General features: G+C 57.5%; 21 protein-coding genes. 14 read left to right on the top strand and 7 right to left on the bottom strand.

Annotated elements, in window-relative coordinates:
- Window positions 1–101 precede the first annotated feature (101 nt).
- The 4 genes from MOV14_RS03005 to MOV14_RS02990 all read left to right on the top strand — a co-directional run bounded on the left by MOV14_RS03005 (window position 102) and on the right by MOV14_RS02990 (window position 3293).
- Window positions 102–1403 (top strand): DsbA family protein, encoded by a 1302-nt coding sequence (locus MOV14_RS03005; protein WP_318537756.1) that lies wholly within the window; start codon window positions 102–104, stop codon window positions 1401–1403.
- 276 nt (window positions 1404–1679) lie between these two features.
- Window positions 1680–2201: an ECF transporter S component gene (locus tag MOV14_RS03000; RefSeq protein ID WP_318537755.1), complete on the top strand. Its 522-nt coding sequence runs from the start codon at window positions 1680–1682 to the stop codon at window positions 2199–2201.
- 26 nt (window positions 2202–2227) lie between these two features.
- The gene (locus tag MOV14_RS02995) at window positions 2228–2686 is read left to right on the top strand and encodes a DUF4430 domain-containing protein (protein WP_318537754.1); all 459 of its coding nucleotides are present in this window, start codon (window positions 2228–2230) and stop codon (window positions 2684–2686) included.
- A complete protein-coding gene (locus MOV14_RS02990; protein WP_318537753.1) occupies window positions 2667–3293 on the top strand; it encodes a DUF4443 domain-containing protein in 627 nt (208 codons plus the stop codon). Before MOV14_RS02995 ends, MOV14_RS02990 begins: the two co-directional genes overlap by 20 nt.
- Here MOV14_RS02990 and MOV14_RS02985 read toward each other — a convergent pair.
- Complete coding sequence (locus MOV14_RS02985; RefSeq protein WP_318537752.1) at window positions 3233–3937, bottom strand: HAD family hydrolase; 705 nt, start codon at window positions 3935–3937, stop codon at window positions 3233–3235. The two genes, MOV14_RS02990 and MOV14_RS02985, sit on opposite strands and share 61 nt — an antisense overlap.
- A 302-nt stretch (window positions 3938–4239) precedes the next feature.
- Here MOV14_RS02985 and MOV14_RS02980 point away from each other — a divergent pair, with 302 nt between their 5' ends.
- The 5 genes from MOV14_RS02980 (at window position 4240) to MOV14_RS02960 (ending at window position 7075) form a co-directional block, all read left to right on the top strand.
- Window positions 4240–4896, top strand: coding sequence for a hypothetical protein (locus MOV14_RS02980; protein ID WP_318537751.1), 657 nt, complete (start codon window positions 4240–4242; stop codon window positions 4894–4896).
- 79 nt (window positions 4897–4975) lie between these two features.
- Entirely contained in the window at window positions 4976–5482 is a 507-nt protein-coding gene (locus MOV14_RS02975) for an Lrp/AsnC family transcriptional regulator (protein WP_318537750.1), read from the top strand.
- On the top strand, window positions 5452–5871 hold the full coding sequence (locus MOV14_RS02970; protein WP_318537749.1) for a nucleoside 2-deoxyribosyltransferase: 420 nt from the start codon (window positions 5452–5454) through the stop codon (window positions 5869–5871). Before MOV14_RS02975 ends, MOV14_RS02970 begins: the two co-directional genes overlap by 31 nt.
- A gap of 12 nt (window positions 5872–5883) precedes the next feature.
- Window positions 5884–6657 carry a hypothetical protein gene (locus MOV14_RS02965; protein WP_318537748.1) on the top strand — a complete coding sequence of 258 codons (774 nt, stop codon included), beginning with the start codon at window positions 5884–5886 and terminating at the stop codon, window positions 6655–6657.
- Window positions 6658–6697: 40 nt separating this feature from the next.
- Window positions 6698–7075: a cupin domain-containing protein gene (locus tag MOV14_RS02960; protein ID WP_318537747.1), complete on the top strand. Its 378-nt coding sequence runs from the start codon at window positions 6698–6700 to the stop codon at window positions 7073–7075.
- Between the two features lie 181 nt (window positions 7076–7256).
- Here MOV14_RS02960 and MOV14_RS02955 read toward each other — a convergent pair whose 3' ends face one another.
- Window positions 7257–8015: an ABC transporter ATP-binding protein gene (locus MOV14_RS02955; protein WP_318537746.1), complete on the bottom strand. Its 759-nt coding sequence runs from the start codon at window positions 8013–8015 to the stop codon at window positions 7257–7259.
- A gap of 4 nt (window positions 8016–8019) precedes the next feature.
- Complete coding sequence (locus tag MOV14_RS02950; protein WP_318537745.1) at window positions 8020–9531, bottom strand: ABC transporter permease subunit; 1512 nt, start codon at window positions 9529–9531, stop codon at window positions 8020–8022.
- Between the two features lie 91 nt (window positions 9532–9622).
- Between MOV14_RS02950 and MOV14_RS02945 the strand changes: the two genes are divergently transcribed.
- On the top strand, window positions 9623–10117 hold the full coding sequence (locus MOV14_RS02945; RefSeq protein WP_318537744.1) for an AAA-associated domain-containing protein: 495 nt from the start codon (window positions 9623–9625) through the stop codon (window positions 10115–10117).
- Between the two features lie 70 nt (window positions 10118–10187).
- Here the strand turns inward: MOV14_RS02945 and MOV14_RS02940 are convergent, their stop codons facing one another.
- The gene (locus tag MOV14_RS02940) at window positions 10188–10691 is read right to left on the bottom strand and encodes a hypothetical protein (protein WP_318538120.1); all 504 of its coding nucleotides are present in this window, start codon (window positions 10689–10691) and stop codon (window positions 10188–10190) included.
- Between the two features lie 27 nt (window positions 10692–10718).
- Entirely contained in the window at window positions 10719–11363 is a 645-nt protein-coding gene (locus MOV14_RS02935) for an adenylate kinase family protein (protein WP_326403759.1), read from the bottom strand.
- Between the two features lie 126 nt (window positions 11364–11489).
- Between MOV14_RS02935 and MOV14_RS02930 the strand changes: the two genes are divergently transcribed.
- A complete protein-coding gene (locus tag MOV14_RS02930) occupies window positions 11490–12911 on the top strand; it encodes a transglutaminase-like domain-containing protein (protein ID WP_318537742.1) in 1422 nt (473 codons plus the stop codon).
- On the opposite strand, the gene MOV14_RS02925 is transcribed toward MOV14_RS02930, so the two are convergent.
- Together MOV14_RS02925 and MOV14_RS02920 are read right to left on the bottom strand one after the other, a co-directional pair.
- Window positions 12895–14172, bottom strand: a complete 1278-nt coding sequence (locus MOV14_RS02925; RefSeq protein ID WP_318537741.1) for an MFS transporter — start codon at window positions 14170–14172, stop codon at window positions 12895–12897. The genes MOV14_RS02930 and MOV14_RS02925 overlap by 17 nt on opposite strands.
- Window positions 14169–15068 (bottom strand): alpha/beta hydrolase, encoded by a 900-nt coding sequence (locus tag MOV14_RS02920; protein WP_318537740.1) that lies wholly within the window; start codon window positions 15066–15068, stop codon window positions 14169–14171. The genes MOV14_RS02925 and MOV14_RS02920 overlap by 4 nt, the downstream gene beginning before the upstream one ends.
- 171 nt (window positions 15069–15239) lie before the next feature.
- On the opposite strand from MOV14_RS02920, the gene MOV14_RS02915 reads away from it, so the two are divergent.
- Genes MOV14_RS02915 through proC form a run of 3 tightly spaced genes read left to right on the top strand, consistent with a single transcriptional unit; the run spans window position 15240 to window position 17742 of the window.
- Window positions 15240–16337 (top strand): M42 family metallopeptidase, encoded by a 1098-nt coding sequence (locus MOV14_RS02915; RefSeq protein WP_318537739.1) that lies wholly within the window; start codon window positions 15240–15242, stop codon window positions 16335–16337.
- Between the two features lie 45 nt (window positions 16338–16382).
- On the top strand, window positions 16383–16844 hold the full coding sequence (locus MOV14_RS02910) for a hypothetical protein (RefSeq protein ID WP_318537738.1): 462 nt from the start codon (window positions 16383–16385) through the stop codon (window positions 16842–16844).
- 55 nt (window positions 16845–16899) lie between these two features.
- Window positions 16900–17742 (top strand): pyrroline-5-carboxylate reductase, encoded by an 843-nt coding sequence (gene proC, locus MOV14_RS02905; protein WP_318537737.1) that lies wholly within the window; start codon window positions 16900–16902, stop codon window positions 17740–17742.
- Window positions 17743–17744: the final 2 nt, after the last annotated feature.

Below are 17744 nucleotides of genomic sequence, written 5' to 3'. Positions count from 1 at the left end.
TGAAAATGATTTATATATCTTCTCTCTGCTGAGGCGGTTAGGCTGGCAGACAGGTTTATTTCACAGGCTACGCTCTTACAGCTCCGAGGACTGAAAGCTCGATGAAAAAAGAGCACGTGCTGTTGATAGTAGCTACCGCGCTGGTAGCCATCGGCTTACTCGCGTTCTTCACGCTTAAGGGCCTAATACCGCTCCCATCTACGCAGCCTCAGGCGCCGGGTTGTCCCTCACCCTCGCTGGTCTACGTGTACGAGAACGAGCAGCAGAAGAACGCGATGGACTCTATCACCTCGGCGTTCAAGTCTATCCTGCAGAGCTACTACGGGATAAACATCATCAACACGCCGGTATGTCCCGTGCCAGCCTCGTCACTGTCCCAGAGGCTGCGAGTATACCCTGCGTTGCTCTACAAAGGGGACCTCCCGGCTCTGGCCCAGTTCACCTCTGGGAGCGTAGGCGAGTACAAAGTGATTTCCCCCTCGATATCCGCCGTCCTAGCCTACTACCAGGGTGTCAGCCCTAGCTTCGGAGCCACCGCTGAAGCTGTGATCGTCGAGAGCTCAGCGCCTTTCGCGAAAATCAACATCAGCGAGCAGCAGCTCAGGGACCTGCTCACCCAGGTAGCGCTGGCCAACATATCGAAGATCTCGACGTCAAGGCCAGAAGAGTTGGGGGTGCCACTGCAGACTCTGCCTGCAGTCGTCTTCAGATCGGACTTCAACCTCTCCGAGGGGGTGCCGTACCTCGTGAAGCTCCGAGACAACATATATGGTCTTTCAAACAACACTCAGAGCTCCTTGATGGAGTACCTGAACATAGGGGTTTACGAAACTCATAGCCCACCGCCGAGCCTTCTCGAGAACGGCGTAGCATACGGGGAGGATGCCCCCATTACGCTGTACATCTTGGAGGACTACCACTGCCCCTTCTGCGCAGACCTCATCACGAACATGGGTAGCTACCTGCAGTCCCTGGTCAAGGAAAACAGGATTCGCCTGGTCTTCGTAGACCTCATAGTACACCCAGAGGTCACAGACATGCACGCGTTTACGAGGTGCGTTTACAACTACTCAAGAGACCCGTCAGCGTACTTCAACATCACCCATGACCTCTACGCGAGCGGTGTATCGACAACCCTGAGCGACGCCAGGAAAATAGCGTTGAGATACTTGCAGGATACGATCGTGGAGAAAGCCCTCGCTTGCACTAACAGCACGGTCGCTGAGGTCCAGCAGAACGCCCAGCAACTGCTAAACATCGGATACACAGGTACTCCTACGCTATTCTTCTGGAACAAAGATAGCAGAAAAGGCCTCGTCATAACTGGATGCCTGCAGCTGAAGCCCTGCATCACGCAGGAGCAGTTTGCGTCCATACTCTCCTGGCTCGAGTCACAGGGATAGAACCTTGAGGCTTCCCGCTGAAATCCTGCTCATCCTCCTCTTCTTTGCCTTTACGCTTATGCTTGTGATCAGCATAGTTAACATAGCTGCGGCTTTGACAGGCTTCAACAGTCCAGTCCTTCTGGAAGTCTACGCTAGATCCTACTATGCTCTCACCGCTCTTATCATCATTCTACTCTTTTTGCTTCTACTGTCTCTAACTGTGTACTGTCTAGGGAAGCGGTGCACAGAATTCGTCGAAAAACTTATAAAATGGATGTTTATCCATTTTCGCGGATGAAACCTAAAGAGATAGCCCTTACGGCTACTTTTACTTCACTCAGCGTCGCGTTCCGGGTTTCAAAGAATGCTGTAACCGCTGTACAATTCATAAATATCCCTCTAGCTTTTGCCTTCGTCTCTTCAGTTCTCTTTGGAGCACGGGTCGGCTTCCTGGTGGGTTTTCTGTCGTATGCGCTTTCAGACCTCATTATTTTCCCCGGAGCTTGGACGCTCGTGAACGCTACTCTTGCAGGACTTTTCGCCTCTTTCTACAGGTGGGTTTACCACCCAGGAGCTGGGAAAACCTTCAACTTTGTTGCAACATATATACTCGTTTTCTCGTTTGACATCCTTACTTCAGCTATCCTCTACGTACTCTTCGGGGTTGGTCCACTTGAAGCATTTCTTACAGGCCTCATTGGGGAGTTTCTCCCTGTGATGGGGGGCTACCTTGTGGGGGTAGGCCCACTCACCGAAGGCTCCACGTCGCTTTTAGCAATCCTGCTGATAGAGGAGTTATCGAAGAGAAAAGTATAAATAATGGATAATCAACCAATGCTCTTGTGTCGCAGAAAAAGCTGAACATTTTGCTCTTAGTGTTGCTGATCTGGGCGATTGCTGCAACAAGCGTGGCCAGCTATCTCTACCTGGAGAACAGCTATCTCAGACGCGAAGTCGGATCGCTGGGGGGCAAGGCGATTCTCGTCAACATAGGAATTGACTACGGAAACGGGACGTTAGTGTGGTTTAACAACACCCCGTTGCCTCAGGGGTCCACGGCACTCACAGCTCTCGTGAGCGTCGCTCAGGTGGAGTACAAGCTGTCGTCCATGGGGGCGTACGTCACGTCTGTAAACTCTGTTCAAGAGAAGATAGTGTCCCAGAGCGAAGGGTACTCGTGGATGTGGTACAGGTTCGATGAAGGCAAGAGGGCTCTCGTGGCGGGTGAGGTCGCCGCTGATAGGTATAAATTGGTGAGCGGGGAGACGATAGTCTGGAGGTATGAGCACTGGAAGTTCTAAAGAGCATGTACTGGTACTGCTTTTTCTCTACTTCTCAAAGTCGTTTATCGGAAGAGCGCAGCTCTCCGAGGAGCTGGGAATAGGAGAGGGCAGGGTTAGGAGGATCCTCCTGGAGCTCTCTCAGGCAGGTTTCGTTGAAAAGAGGAGAGCCGGGGTCAGGATCTCCCCCAAGGGTAGGGAGGCTGTTGAACGCACCTTGCTGAGCAGAGGCGTGTCGTCTTTTTTTCTCAGCGACGCGCAGGAGCTTAACGCGAACGTAGCCGTTGTAGCTATAGCTAGAGCCCCACGTACTGCGCCGCTGAACGTCCTTGGAATGCGGGATGATGCAGTTAGGGGCGGCGCGCAGGGCGCTGTGATCTCGGTGTACCGAAACGGGTCCCTAGAGCTCCCCCCAACGGATATCAACCTCTGCGTTTACGCGAGTAACCTCTGCCGCGAGATCACGAGGAGGAAATCCCTCAGCGAGAACTCCTTGATTATCGCAGTCTTCGCCTACAGACTCGCAGATGCTCTGTCCGGGCTTCTGAGCCTTCTCTACGGAAAGCATTACTCCGAGCTGAGCCAGGACCTCACCACCGATGGAACCTCCGAAACAGAGTTGACGTAAGCGTCGGCGTCATCCGACCTGTACTTCGCAACCCTCAGGACCTGAATTGCCCTCATTCCAACCTTCTTCGCCCCCAGAACGTCGGCAACAGGGTCATCGCCGACGTGCACGCACGTCGAGGGCTCTTGACCTGCTAGCCAGCAGGCGACCCTGAAGATCTCCTCGGAAGGTTTTCTCCAGCCAAAAGCCTGCGATGCTACCAGGACGTCAACGTAGTCTAGAAGCCCGACTTCAGCAAGTCTACGAGACACTATCTCATAGCTACCAACGTTCGTTATCACCCCAAGCAGTAAACCCATCTCCTTCAGTCTCGAAAAGACCTCTTCAGCGCAAGGTTCGAGCCTGAACCCCTCTACATACGACTTGAGGACCCTAGCGTAAAGCTCTTCAGCCAGAGTCGGCCTAGGAGTCGCACCGAGCTCACGCAAAAAGAGCATCGCCCTTGCCAGGTCCCAAAGCTCAACGTCGCGCCACGAGTCGCCGGCCCCGTTCCACAGGCTTAAAACCTTTTCCCGCTCCACCCGAAGCCCGAGTTTCTTCTCCACAAAGCTCGCTAAGTTCCTCGAGAGAGCCTCCTCGAAGCCCACGTCGTAGACCAGCGTGCCACCCATATCGAAGAAGACGGCCTTTACCACTTTAGCCATTGCAGTCTCCACTTCCTGCGCACGCTGGAATATATAGCTTCATCTCTTATCCTTTCTGCCTCCGCCGTTTCCCTTGACTCGACGTTACCTCCCCCTCGGACTCGCAGCCGTTCCATGGGTTCTGCAAGGCCCGATCTGTGTAGTCCCGGGGAGACAGAGGTACACAATGCTGCCGACTACAGCCTCACCGACCAGGCGGGCTTGCATAATCTCTCCCTACCCCCTCGCTATGCGCCAGGCGCGGCCTTAACGGTAAGCCTTAATATGACCTTTTAGCCCATAAAGGAAGGCTTGAAACAGTTATGGACAAGTTTCGCGAGTCCCCCTCGAAGCTCGTGGCCAGCGGGAAGATAAAGGCCCTCTTCTCCGAGGAGGGCGACGTGCTTTACCTTGATATCGACGGAAGCGTGTACGAGGGGGTAGGCGACACCGTTCCCGTCCCTCTCTGGAGGCTGAGAAGGCTGAGGCTCAAGGAGATCCCTCCTGGTGTCTACATAGAGCCTGTTGAGAGAATGCAGGAGAACATAGTCTACACGCTGAGGTACTCCTCAAGGCTTTTCTTCGATGTAAAGATTGGGAAAGGCCACGCGCGCGTCGAGCTAAACGAGTGGCCTCAAACGTGGGAGAGCTACATCGGCTTCTACGCCTACATGGAGGCTCTGTCCACAGTACTGGAGGAGGCAGAAGACGCTGGCTACATCAGCGAGCTCTACGTGGACTTCGCCGAGGACTCGCTCTACGTCTCGTTTAACATAGACCTGCCCGAGGAGGCAACCATACTCAGAGCGATCGAGGTTGTCAGGAAAGTGCTGCTTCAGATAGAGCGCGAGGCGGAGTACCAGGCTGCGCTCCTAGCACTGAGGGAAGCGAAGAGGATTCTGAGGAGGAGTAGGCGCTCCCGAGGGGTAACGGGTATCCTAGAACGCCTCGAGGACATCTACGGCAAATACAACCTTTAAAAATTCTCTGAAAAAGTTTTCTAAAACCTAGAGAATCGAAACATATATTTTACACAGCCCCTCCTACAAGCCGAAAAAGATGCTCGACGACAAGGACATCGCGATCCTGGAAGCTCTTCAGGAAAACGCCAGGCTCACGATAAAGGAGCTGAGCAAGAAGATAGGATCCCCTATAACCACCGTACACGCCCGGCTGAAGAGGCTCGAGAAAGAGGGTTACATAAAAGCCTACCGGGCTGTCTTAGACCCGAAGAAGCTCGGCTTCCCGACTGTCGCCTTCATATTCGTAAGCTTCGCTAGGACGCAGGGGATCGACCAGAGGAAGGTTGCGGAGGTGATTTCAAGGTTTCCCGAGGTGCAGGAAGTTCACATAATCACGGGTGAGTGGGACATACTTGTGAAAGTCAGGGTTGAAAGCGTGGACGAGCTGGGGGACTTCGTTGTGAGTAAGCTGAGAAATGTGGAGGGCGTGGAAAAGACATATACCTCTGTTGTCCTTGAGAGCGTGAAGGAGACCACAAAGCTCCCTGTGAGCTACAAGTGGGGTGCCGGGGAATGGCAAAAATCTACTTCGCAGCTCCCATGAGAGGAGTGAGGGGGGCGCTGAAGGAGGTTCGGGAGCTTATCGAGCTCCTGGAAGCTAGAGGGCACACCGTCCTGACTAAACACGTCGCAGATGAGATGCTCGACACGGACAAGGGGCTCACGCACGAGGAGGTTTTCAAGAGGGACGTGAAGCTGCTTGACGACTCGGATCTCTTAATCGCGGAGGTCTCTTATCCCAGCCTAGGCGTTGGGTTCGAGATAGCTTACGCGCTGCTAAAGGGGAAGAAGACTGTTGCGCTTGTGAAGCGCGAGAGGGCGGATAGCCTGTCGTCTCTTATACGTGGCATCACGTGGGAGAACTTCCGCCTCTTGGAGTACGAGCACCCCCGGGAAGCCTTAGAGAGGCTGGTAGCTGAAGGCATTGCGTAGAGGTGCTGAGCCTTGAAGGTGGGTCTAGTGCTTCTGGAGAACGTTTCAAACCCCGCTTCAGCCCTGAGGTGGCTTACGGGCTACCTGAAAGCTATAGGTGTGGAGGTCAGCCACTACGTGTTGAAGAGTGGGGAGCTGGGAAGAATCCGTGCCTTTTTAAGCGAGAACGACGCGCTACTAGTCGTCGGAGGAGCGGGTTACCGGGAAGTCGTCGAGAAAATAGCGGAGGCGCTGGGGTTAGGCGTCGAGGTGAACAGCGAAGCGCTTGAGAGGGTCAGAATGTACTACTCGGACAGCGTGAACGTCCCGGGGGATCTCGAGGAAAAGGCCACAGTCCCGGAGTTCAGCTACATAGTCCCCAACGAGAGGGGGCCGGTACCGGGCTTCGTGGCGTTCAGCCTGATGGATGACAAGTTCATCGCAGCCACTCCGCCTAGGTTCGAGGAGGCCGTTGAGTGCTTTGAGATGGGTATACAGGACTTCTTCCGGGAGAAAACGGGCAAAAAGTACTCCCTGACCTTCACCCTCAGCTTCGACGGGGCGATAGAGGAGGCTGAAAAGCTAGTTCAGGAGCTTTCAAGCCAGGCGGAGGGCGCGTTCATCAGGCTCGACGCTAGGTTCATGGGGCGTAAAGGCGTCCCCGTAGTCTTCACCCTCTACGCCACCACGCCGGAGGAGCTCTCAGACAGGATGACCGCTCTCGAGAGCAAAGCCGCTGAGATCGCCGGGAAGCTGGGCAGATCTTTTGTTGAAAAAGCCCCAGAGGTCGGCGGCGAGGAGCTTTAGCCGCAAAGCTTTACAAAGGTATACGCCTCTTATTGAAGCGATGAAAGTCATAGATACACGCGAGTACCAAAGCCGATGGAGCATTGTGTTCACCGATGACGAGTGCTGGAGAGCGGGGATATACGTTCCAGAAAACGCCTCCCTGGAAGAGGTCGTCGTCCTCGAAAAGCACGACCGACCAGAGCTCTTCATACTTCTCGACGGGGAGATAAACTTGGTTCTCTCAGAAGATGGCCTCGAAGTGAAGGAGGTGCGGATGGAACAGGGTAAGGTTTACGTCGTCGAGGAGTGGCACAACGCCTACAGGCCCGGAAACAGGCCGGGAAGAGCTCTCGTAATCGAGGCCGCGAACATCCAAACAGAGTACCTCTCGATCGAGCCTCTCTCCCCCTGCCGGGAAACGGGAGATGGCTTTTGAGAACGTTTCTCTACCCAGGTTTTTTTAAAAACGTCTCGCCTTGCCCGACAAAGATACACGAGAAGCCGGCGAGTGAGGTGGTCCCACATCCCGGTTTTTCGTGCGTGAGTAGAACGGGCTTTAAGGGAGGTATAGGAAGGTGGTTTACAGCTGAAAGCATCGCCTTTTAAGGCGGGGGATGTCAGGCGCTTATGAGCTCGTAGACCTTGTCCTCAAGCTTCTGGAACTCTTGCGACCGGCGATCGCGAGGCCTTGGAATATCAACGCTGACTATCCCGGCCACCCTAGCAGGTCTAGCTGTAAGGACGACGATCCTGTCCGCCATGAATATCGCCTCATCTACGCTGTGGGTCACCATGATGATCGTTCTGACTGTCGTGACGCCCCACGTCCAGAGGTCGAGGATCTCCGAGCGGAGGGTCTCGGCGGTGAGCGGGTCCAGCGCTGAGAACGGTTCGTCCATAAGCAGGATCGTAGGCTCGATCGCCAGTGCTCTAGCAACATTCACCCTCTGCTTCATCCCGCCGCTCAGCTCCCTCGGGTAAAAGTCCTCGAAGGATTGCAGGCCGACCAGCGTGAGGTATTTTCTGGCCTTTTCCTTAGCCTCGCTCCACGAAAGCCCGTTAACGTGCAGTGGAAGCGCCACGTTCTCGAGAACGGTCATCCACGGCAGCAAGGTGGGGAACTGGAAGATAAATCCTATCCTCGCGCCTGCAGGCTGAACTTCCACAACCCCGGAGTCAGGCTTCTCCAACCCCGCGATGATCCTCAGGAGAGTTGTTTTACCGCAACCCGATGGTCCCAGGATTGCGACAAACTCCTCGCCGATCTCCAGGGAGATGCCATCGAGCACTTTTAGCTTCTTCGAGTCCTCGGCGAAGGTTTTCTCGATATTCCTCAGCGCCAGGATGCCTCCCTTGTGAGTAGCTGTAACGCTCATGATCTCACTCACCCGCGTACCTGCCCTCTATGTAGTTGAAGAACCTAGACCAAAGGGTCTTATTAACCGCTACGATGACCAGTGAAAGCATAAGCGCTGAGAGCGTCAAACCCAGCGTGTCGCCGGAGACCGTGAGCCGGTTGAGCAGCGCGCCCACTCCACCCAGGTCTATCGTCCTGCCCGCCACCTCCACGTACTCGGCTACCACGCTAGCATTCCACGCGCCACCCCAGGCGCTTAACGCCCCTGCGGCAACAGAGGGTAGCAGGGAGGGGACGAAGATGTATCTGAAGAAGTGCCGCGCGCCGAAGCGGTACACTTTGGCAAGCTCCTCGAAATCCTTCCTGATGCTACCCAGCCCGTAAACCAGGATGTTGAAGTAGAGGTACCAGAACGACCCCTGGAGGAAAACGATGAAGGAGACAGCGTACGATCCCAATCTGCTTCCAAGGGCTATTCCCGCGAGGAGAGGCCACCACACGATAGCGGGGATCGACGCGAGGAGCTCTCCCCCAAGGGTCATTGCCGCGCTGAAGACGCGTGAGCGGTACGAGAAGTAGGCCACTAGGAGTGACGTGGCGAAGGAGAACACCACAACGAGAGCCACGCGAGCCAGGCTTAAGGGGAGCTCAACAAGAACAGAGACTACTTTCGCGAAGACGCTTCCTGAGAGCAGCCCCCAAGCCGCGAGCAGGGCTTGGACAAGCACGCATGCCACGGCGAGCAGCGCGAGCCACTTCGCGGAGGCTAAAAGAATCCTACTCTCCAGAAACCTCTTCTCAATACGTATCGTAGCCTCGGTTAGACGGCTCCACAGTGAAGCGACCAATAAGTGAATGGCCTCGTAGGAGCGAACTACTCCCGGGAGGCTTCTGCCCAGAACGATCGAAGCCGCCGGGTTCCACACCAGGATGTACGTGGCTACGATGACTGTTAAAAGCGCGGCAACGCCGAGGTAGAACCCGATAAGGTTACCGGCGTTGAAGTTATCCAGTATGAAGCTCCCCAACCCCCTCAGCCGGTACTCTGCGCTTCCGAGGGAAATGACCTCGGCGGACGTTAGGAAGAACCAGCCCCCAGCCCACGAGACGAGGCTGTTCGCCACTAGGGAGTTCCTAGAGGCCGGAGTGTATATGTAGAAGAAGCGGGCGGCGTGCCCGAAGCCGTAAACCTTGGCCATGTCTTCGAACTGAGGGTCCAAGGATTTAACAGAGGAGTAGACACCGAAGATCATGTTCCACACGAGGCTGGTAACTATTAAGAAGACTGAGGCCGCCTCCACTCCAATCCCACCCGGAAGGTATGTTACGAAGAACACGAGGGCAGCCGGGAAGAAGCCCAGGATGGGGATCGACTGCAGGACGTCGAGGACGGGTAGGAGGATTCTCTCAACAGTCCTGTTCTTGGCCATCAAGCTTCCAACGGTTAGGGCTAGTATGACGGAGACCACGTAAGCGGCAATCATCCTGCTCAGGCTTGCCGCAACCGAGGCTAGCAGGTCTACCCATATGGGCACGCCACCCACCCTTCTTTACCTTGGGTTTTAGAGATAGAAAACTTAAAAAATGTAGCTCATAATAAATCGTAATAGCGGGTGACTCAGGTAGGTGTCCGAGGATCCTAGCCGTAGCAGGCAGGAGAAAATCCTGCTGCCTGTCGACGTGACCCCTGACCACATCCTCGGGCTCGTCGAGGTGCTGAACAGCCTAGGAGGTAGCGTAGACTCCATGTACGTGGGCGACGCGGTCTTCGAGAACGTGGAGATCCTGCCTAAAGCGATAGACGTTGCCGAGGCCTTAGGGCTTGTCAAATCCGATAAGGGGAACCTTTCGCTGACCGATCTGGGTAAAAAGGTTGCCAAAAGCGACCCGAAGAGCCTGAAGTACCTTTTAAAAAACGCTGTATCGAAAATCGAGCCACTACACGAGCTCGTCTCCATCTTGAAGACCAAGAAGAAAATCAGCGTTGAGGAGTTCAAGAGCATCGTGGAGAAGTACTACCCGGGTAGATCCGAGGAAGCGGAAAAGAACCTGCTCATCTGGGGGGCGTTCCTCAACCTCTTCAAAATGGATGAGGACGACGAGGAAATACATTTAATCTAGCGTCTACCCATAAAAGTGGAGGATGAGGTTCGCTAGAGCCGAGCGGTGAGGCTTACGGCGGAGTCTGAGCCTAGAAGAGCGTTGTCTGCCCCCCTCCTTTCTTCAAGCTAATGTTTGGGAATGAGTCCCGAACAGGCAAGTAAACCTTCTCGTAGAACTCCCTCTGCGAGAGGAGAACCCTCCTGTCAAAGCTCGAGACGTAGTCCAGTGCAAGCTTCCACGCCTCCTCGAAAGGCATGACAGCCTCTATCCTCCTGGCAACCTCCCTCTCGAAGTCCTCAGGCCTCTGCTCCTCACCGCCCATCGTGAACCACCCGTTGTCGCTGACGAAGGCCTGCTCGTCCCCCACGTAGACGACCCCCCTACCTCCTTCGCGTGTTACCTCGGCACCCCTGGAGACCCTCTCGCGTGAAGCGGCCACCGGCACGCCCCGCCGCTTAGCCCACGCGTAGAATATAGCCCTGTTGAGGCCGAACGAGAACGCCTTCTCCCTGTCCCCGGTTAGCAGGAAGTACCTGGCAGCCTGGAGCAGAGCCATAACTTGGAACCTGCCCAGCCTCGCCTCGCCACCCATCACTACTGCTAGTAGGCGAAGACGGCCTTAAAGCTTTACCACCTCCTTCCCCCGGAGCAACTCCTCGATCTTCTCGACCAAGCGCGGGCAGAGAACCCGGGCATCCCCGCTTGCATCAAAGACGAAGAGCTTCCCCCTTCTCTCGTAGAACTCCGCTAGAGCCTTCGAAGAGGAAAGGTACTCGCTGTACCTCCGCGCAACCACCTCTGGAGCGTCATCAGCCCTCTTGATGAGCGCGTGCCCGCACTTGTCGCAAACCCCCGGCCTGGCGGGAGGCCTCCACTTCTCATGGTACACCTCCCCGCAAGCCGGGCAGTAGAGCCTCCCAGCCAGACGCTCGACGACGACCTCCAGGGGCGCCGTAAGGAGGATGGCCAGGTCTAGGGGGAACGTAGCCTCCAGGGCCTCTGCCTGGCTCAGCGTGCGCGGGTAACCGTCGAGGACAAAGCCGCGCCGGCAGTCCGGCTTAGAAAGCCTCTCGAACAAGACCCTGTTCACGAGGCTGTCTGGGACGAGCTCACCCTGAGCCATGTACTTGGACACCAGTCTTCCTAAGTCGGTGCCGCTTGCTACCTCCCTTCGGAGTAGCTCACCGCTGGAAACATGTGGTATCCCAAAAGCCTGCGAGAGCATTGCCGCGTAGGTTCCTTTACCGACTCCGGGCGGGCCCAGAAGGGCTAGCCGGATTTTTCCACCCTTTACTTACTCAACCTGAAACTAGTAGATATAAGTTGCGATTCGGTAGGCTGGATGCCTTTCAGGGCTAGATTAAAAAGCAAGAGCTCTACATCTAGAGACGTGGAGGACCTGCAGGGAGGGAGCAACGTCCTCTACTTCATGAGGGTGAGGCTGCCAGAGCACGTTCACTCTCTCTTGGAATCAGGCAACGTGGCTCGAGCGGTTGAGGAGATCAAGAGCCTGCTACAGGAGAAGAGGAGGGAGGAGCGGCTCAGGCTCTTATTCGAATTGGAGCGGCTCAGGAGGCTCGCGCGGGAGTACCCGTACTCCGTTAAGGAGGCCTTCGAGCTCGCCTCGAAAGAACTCCCCTCGCTCGCGCTCGAGGAATTCCAGTCCCTCATCGCGAAGGGTTGCGTTGACAGCCTCACCCTCAACGGCGAAGTCAAGGTCTTCCGGCGCTTCATCCCAAACATGTTCTGGCTTTGCCCCGAGCTTGAGGGGAGAAGGAGACGTAGGGTAAGCGAGCTAGAGGAGATCGCTAGAGAGTCCCTTAGAAGGAGGGCGATGAGGGTCTCGGAGGCCCTCGCGGGGGGCAGGGCAGGCCACCTCCTTCCCCTCAAGTACACGGTCAGGTTCACGCTGAGGGTTGCGCCCCGTGAGCCGTGCAGCGGGAAGGTAAGGGTCTGGGTCCCGATCCCCAGGGAGGAGGGGATTAACAGGGGCTTCAGGATCCTCCAATCGCACCCTGAGCCGAAGGCTCTCGCTCCCCCAGACCACCCCCAGCGGACGGCGTACTTCGAGCTCGAGGGCGAGGGAAGCGTCTCATTAACGTACGAGTACGTCTCCTACGGTTTCGGCGCTAGGCTGGACTCGAGCGAGGCTTGGGTCGACGAGTCAAGCGACGTGTTTAAGAAATACACGGCGGAGACGCCCCCGCACATCGCCTTCACGGACTACCTTGTGCGCTTAACTGAGAGGGTCGTGGGCGGCGAGAAGAACCCGCTTCTGAGGGCGAAGAGGATATGGGAGTGGATAACGAGCAACGTCAGGTACACCTTCGCACAGGACTACGCCCTCTACGACAACATAAGCGAGTACGTGGCCAGGAACCTGCGCGGCGACTGCGGGATGCAGGCCCTTCTCTTCATAACGATGGCTAGGATCGCCGGAGTCCCGGCCCGCTGGCAGTCGGGGTGGTACATGAACCCCGTCAGGCACGGCATGCACGACTGGGCACAGATGTTCCTCGAGCCCTACGGGTGGGTCTACGTGGATCCCAGCTTCGGGAACAAGAGGAGGGGGGAGGAGTGGCGCACCGAGTTCTACTTCGGCTCGACCGAGGGCTTCAGGCTCGCGGCTAACTCAGACATCTCGACGCAGTTCTACCCTCCGAAGAAGCACTTCAGGTCTGACCCCGTGGACAACCAGCAGGGGGAGGTGGAGTGCGATGACAGAAACCTCTACTACGACGAGTGGGAGAGCAGGCTGGAAATACTGGAGGTAGAAAGGGTAGAGGAGGGAGAAACTACACTCTCTCCTTAGGGTAGGACCTGTGTATCAGCACCCACAGAGCCAGCGCCAGTAACCACAGTGAGACAGTGACGGAGGCGGCGAGCGTCATTGAGGTGACGACGTCTCTACTCCTAAAGACCGATCCCATGAGCAGCGGGTAGAAGGTAGGTCCCAGCGTCCAGCCCAGGTTGTTCAGAATGCTGTAGACGGCGAAGACAGTGCCCCTGTGCTCCGGGACCACGACTTCGCTGAGGATGGTGTTTATGTTCGGGTAGGCGAAGGTCGTGAACATCATCCCAAAGACCGCTAGGCTCGCCGGCAGGAGGAGAGTGGACAGGCTCGCCTCGCCCCGCGGGTAGGGGTAGAGGAGCATTGAAAGCATTGCAAGGTAGCCGACTGCGATGCCCAGGATGGAGACCTTCGTCCTGCCGCCCACGTCGCCCTTCCTCACAAGCCTGTCGCTCAGGGTTCCTCCTATTATGTGCCCAAGCGCTATCGAAAGCGTCGCCAGCGCTATCACGAGGGACGCCGTCTCCTTGGTGACACCCCACTTGGTCACAATGTAGTCTATGGACCACACGCTGAGCATCCCCCACGGGATCGTCCAGGGCACGATCATGAGGAGGACCAAGAGGACTGTTCGCTTCCGGATGCTCGGCAAAGCCTCTCTAAACCTGTAGGCCCCTACCTTCCTCTTGGCCTCCGAGAACCCCACCGTGATCCCTCTCGAAGAGAAGTAGAGGACCACGGCAGTCAGGAGCACCACCGCGCCTGAGATCGTGTAAGCAACCCTCCAGGGCAGCAGGACCCCCGCGACGACGATAGCCAGGATCATGGCCAGAACGCTGGACACGTAGTAAACGGCGTAGCCCCTCCCTCTGCTCTCCGGCGGGACAGCGTCCGAGATGAAAGCGTATATAGCCGGCCCCACCCCAACGTAGCCCACCCCGAAGAGGAGGAAGTACGCGAGGAGCTGGCTGTAGCTAGTAGCCGTAGGCACCAGGAGCATCCCCAGGCCCATCACGAGGCCGAGGAGGAATATCACCTGCCTTCGACCGTACTTGTCCGCTAAAACACCCCACGCGAAGGAGAGGACAAGCCCCACGCCCTGCAGCAGGGTGGCTACTAGGCCTCCGTAGTACCTCCACTCCTCCTCGGTGGCACCAGGGATAAGCCCCTCCTCGTGCAGAGTGCGCATGATCGGGTTAAGCATGTAGTAGCCCATGAAGTAGGACAGCACTAGGAGGGAAAGGGACGCTAGGATCAAGGTTACGCTACGCCTACCGCTCACGCCAACCACCTGCTGAAGAACCCCACAACCCTCTCCTCGTACTCCCGCGGGCTATCAAGTATCGACGCAACGTGCCTCGAGGGGGTAACCCAGAGCTCAGCTCTCTCGTTGACCCTCCTCACCTCCTCGTAGAGCCTCTTCACCTCATCCAGCGCCACGAGGTCGTCCTTTTCGCCAGCTATTAGCAGGAGCGGGATCTTTATCTTGCTGGCGTACTCGTACATCACGAGCCTCTCAGTCTTGATCCGGGCCCTCGCAGCAGTGAACCGGACGATGAGGGGGTAGGATGCGCGGAGCAGCAGGCCCATCAACCCCTTCACCCTGCCGACCCACCTCCTCCCAGAGCTCCTGATGTCCACGTAGGGGCTGTCGGCCACCGCTGCCTTCACGCGGGGGTCCATGGAGGAGACCATCAGTGTGATAGCCCCACCCATCGAGTACCCTATGATGCCGAGCTTAGAAGCAAGCCCCCTCTCCTCCAGCCAGTCGATTATGCGCATGACGTCTTCGCTCTCCCTGTAACCGAGCGTCGTGTAGTCGCCGCTGCTCTCGCCGTGAGCGCGCATGTCGAATACCGCTACGTTGAAGTCGTTCCTCGCCAGGATCTCGAGGATCTGCTTCATGTAGCCCTCATCCCACTTGCTCGACGTGTACCCGTGTATGGCCACCACGGTTCTGTCCGTCTTGCCCTTCACGAGCCATCCTCTGAGGATCACACCGTCTGGAGTTCTGACCTCTGCTTGCTCGTAGTTGAATCCGAGGTCCCTAGGCGTCCAGGACCCGGTTCTCCGTGGAGGCTTCAGCATTTTCCCGGAGGCGATGAAGGCAAGGGACACTATAACGGCCAGCACGGCGAGCACAACGGCAACCAGAAACAGTAGTATTTCCTCTATCACGAAAATAAGAATAGTGAGAAAGCTACTTATATTTTACTACACGTAGAAACTAATATACCCTACTACACCCAGCACCCCGAAGCCGCAAGCCCTGTGAAGCCCCGCAGCTCGGACGCGGTCAGGGAAGGCCGAGGATAAAGGTTAAAAAGGAGCTTTGCGGCGGAATAGGCTGTGACCGAGTACAAAATAGATGAAAGGGCTCTCTCCTTCCTGAAGGAAGCCACCGAGGCCATTGGCCCCTCGGGCTTCGAGGAACCCGTCCTCGCGCTCTTCAAAAACCACTACTCCGCATACGCCGACGAGGTGAGGAGGGACAACCTCGGCTCGCTCGTGCTGGTGAAGAGGGGCTCCAGCGAGGCGCCCCGCGTCATCGTAGCCGGCCACGTGGACGAGGTGGGTTTCCTCGTCACCGGCATAACCAGCGAGGGGTTCGTTAACTTCACGCCCCTCGGAGGCTGGTTCGAGCAAGTCCTCCTGGCCCAGCGCGTGGTCATAAAGACCAGGAGCGGCCTTGTCCCCGGAGTCATCGCCAGCAAGCCCCCGCACCTCCTCACCCCAGAGGAGAGGCAGAAGGTAGTCCAGATCAGCCAGATGTTCATCGACGTCGGGGCCACGAGCAAGGAGGAAGCCGAGAAGCTCGGCATCAGAGTGGGAGACCCCGTCGCACCCTGGTCCCCCTTCACCAAGACGGCCTTCGACGACAGGATAATGGCGAAGGCGCTCGACGACAGGATAGGAGCCTTCATCGCCATGGAGGCCCTGAGAGTACTAAGGGAGCACAACGTAGACCACCCCAACACCTACTACGCCGCCGCCACGGTCCAGGAGGAGGTGGGCCTCAGGGGCGCCGAGACCGTCGGGTGGGTCGTGGACCACGACGTAGCGATCGTCACGGAGGTGGACATCGCCGGCGACGTCCCCGGCATAAAGCCGCACGAGGCCCAGGCCAAGCTGGGCAAGGGCCCCTCCATCGTCACGTACGACAGGTCCATGATACCGAACCAGAAGCTCAAGGAGTTCGTGATACAGGTGGCGGAGGAGTGCAAGATCCCCTACCAGCTCTCAGCCGTCTCAGGAGGCACAGACGCCGGCAGGCTCCACCTGTACCGCGGAGGCCGGCCGAGCATAGTGATAGGCGTTCCGACCAGGCACATACACAGCCACGTGAGCGTGGCCAGCCTAGCCGACGTCGAGAACGCCGTCAAGCTCGTGGTGGAGCTCATCAAGAGGCTTGACAGGGAGACGGTAAACTCCTTCAAGAGTGTTTGAAGAAAATTACTATTAAAGCATTAATTTATATAACCGGATAGCTGAATGTTCTCGGCGGTCGCCCTGAGCCTCGAGGAGCGCAAAGTTACCCCCCTCCACGCCTTCGTGGCATCGGCGCTGGCCGCGTTCAGAGAGGAAGGTGTGCTGAACTACGCGATAGTCACGTCCTCGATGCAGAAAGTGGGGGAGAGGCTGTCCCAGATCTACGGGAGGCCCGCAGACCCCCTCGAGGCCCTGAGGAGAGCCACGGACCTCCTCCAGCTCGCGGGCTCCGTGGAGGTCGAGGACCGCGACGACCACTACTACATCAAGGTCGTGACGAGAACGTGCAGGATATGCCCCAAGGCTGTCGGAGGCCTCGAGCTCTCCGGGAGGCTCTGCCCCCTTCCCGGGCTCCTCGCCGGCTTCGCGGGCCTCAAGCCCGACCTCGAGGGGACGAGGAGGGACGGGGCGCACTGCGTGATAGCGATTCAAAAGAATTCAGGGCATAAGGGGACCGAGCTGTAGGATTTACACACCCCTCTCGGTAAAGCTTTTAAAGACCCTCAGGAATGCGGCATGCATGCTCGAATCCTGCAGAGTCTCGGTCCTCGGCGCGGGGAAGATTGGCGGAGCCCTCGTTAAAGCCTTGGTCGGCAGGCTGGGCGGCTCGCGGGTTACGGCGACTGGTAGGAGCGCCGAGACCCTTAGGCGTGTAGAGGAGCTCGGGGCGCGCGCAACCCGGGACAACAGGAAGGCGGTCGAGCAGTCGGACCTGGTCGTGATCAGCGTCAAGCCTCACCACTTCCCCCAGCTCCTCAGGGAGACGGGCTTCGACGTTTGGGAGGGCAAAACCGTCGTCTCGGTGATGGCGGGCGTCAGGCTTGCCACCCTGCAGGGCGTTCTCGAGGGCGCTGAGGTGTACCGCGCCATGCCGAACCTCAACGCCCACGTCGGCAAATCCGCGACGGCGATTGCCGAGAACGGCGCCGGAGCCAAAAGTGGCCTAGTGGAGGAGCTCTTCAGCCTCGTCGGCCAGACCTACTGGGTGCCCGAGGAGTACCTCGACGTCTGGACCGGCCTGGCAGGCAGCGGGCCAGCCTTCCTGGCCGAGATCATAGACGCCCTCGCGATGGGCGCCGTCGCCTCCGGGATGAGCCGCGAGCTAGCCTACAGGGCCGTGCTCGACGTCATGGAGGGCACCGCCCTGCTCCTCAAGGCCCGCGCCGGCGTCCACCCGGCGCAGCTGCGAGACGAGGTCGCGACCCCCGCTGGGACGACGATCAGGGGGCTAACGGTCCTGGAGTCAGAGGGGGTGAAGGCGGCTCTGATGAAGGTCGTGGAGGAGGCCTCCAGGAGGTCGAGGGAGATCGGCGCGGAGGTCGACGAGCGGGTCAGGAGGGAGCTGGCGCAGATATGGCGCTGACC

Source organism: Infirmifilum sp. NZ, assembly GCF_022693705.1.
Taxonomy (GTDB): domain Archaea; phylum Thermoproteota; class Thermoprotei; order Thermofilales; family Thermofilaceae; genus Thermofilum.
Note: the sequence above shows the minus strand (reverse complement) of the source record. Positions and strands in the feature narration are given on the sequence as shown.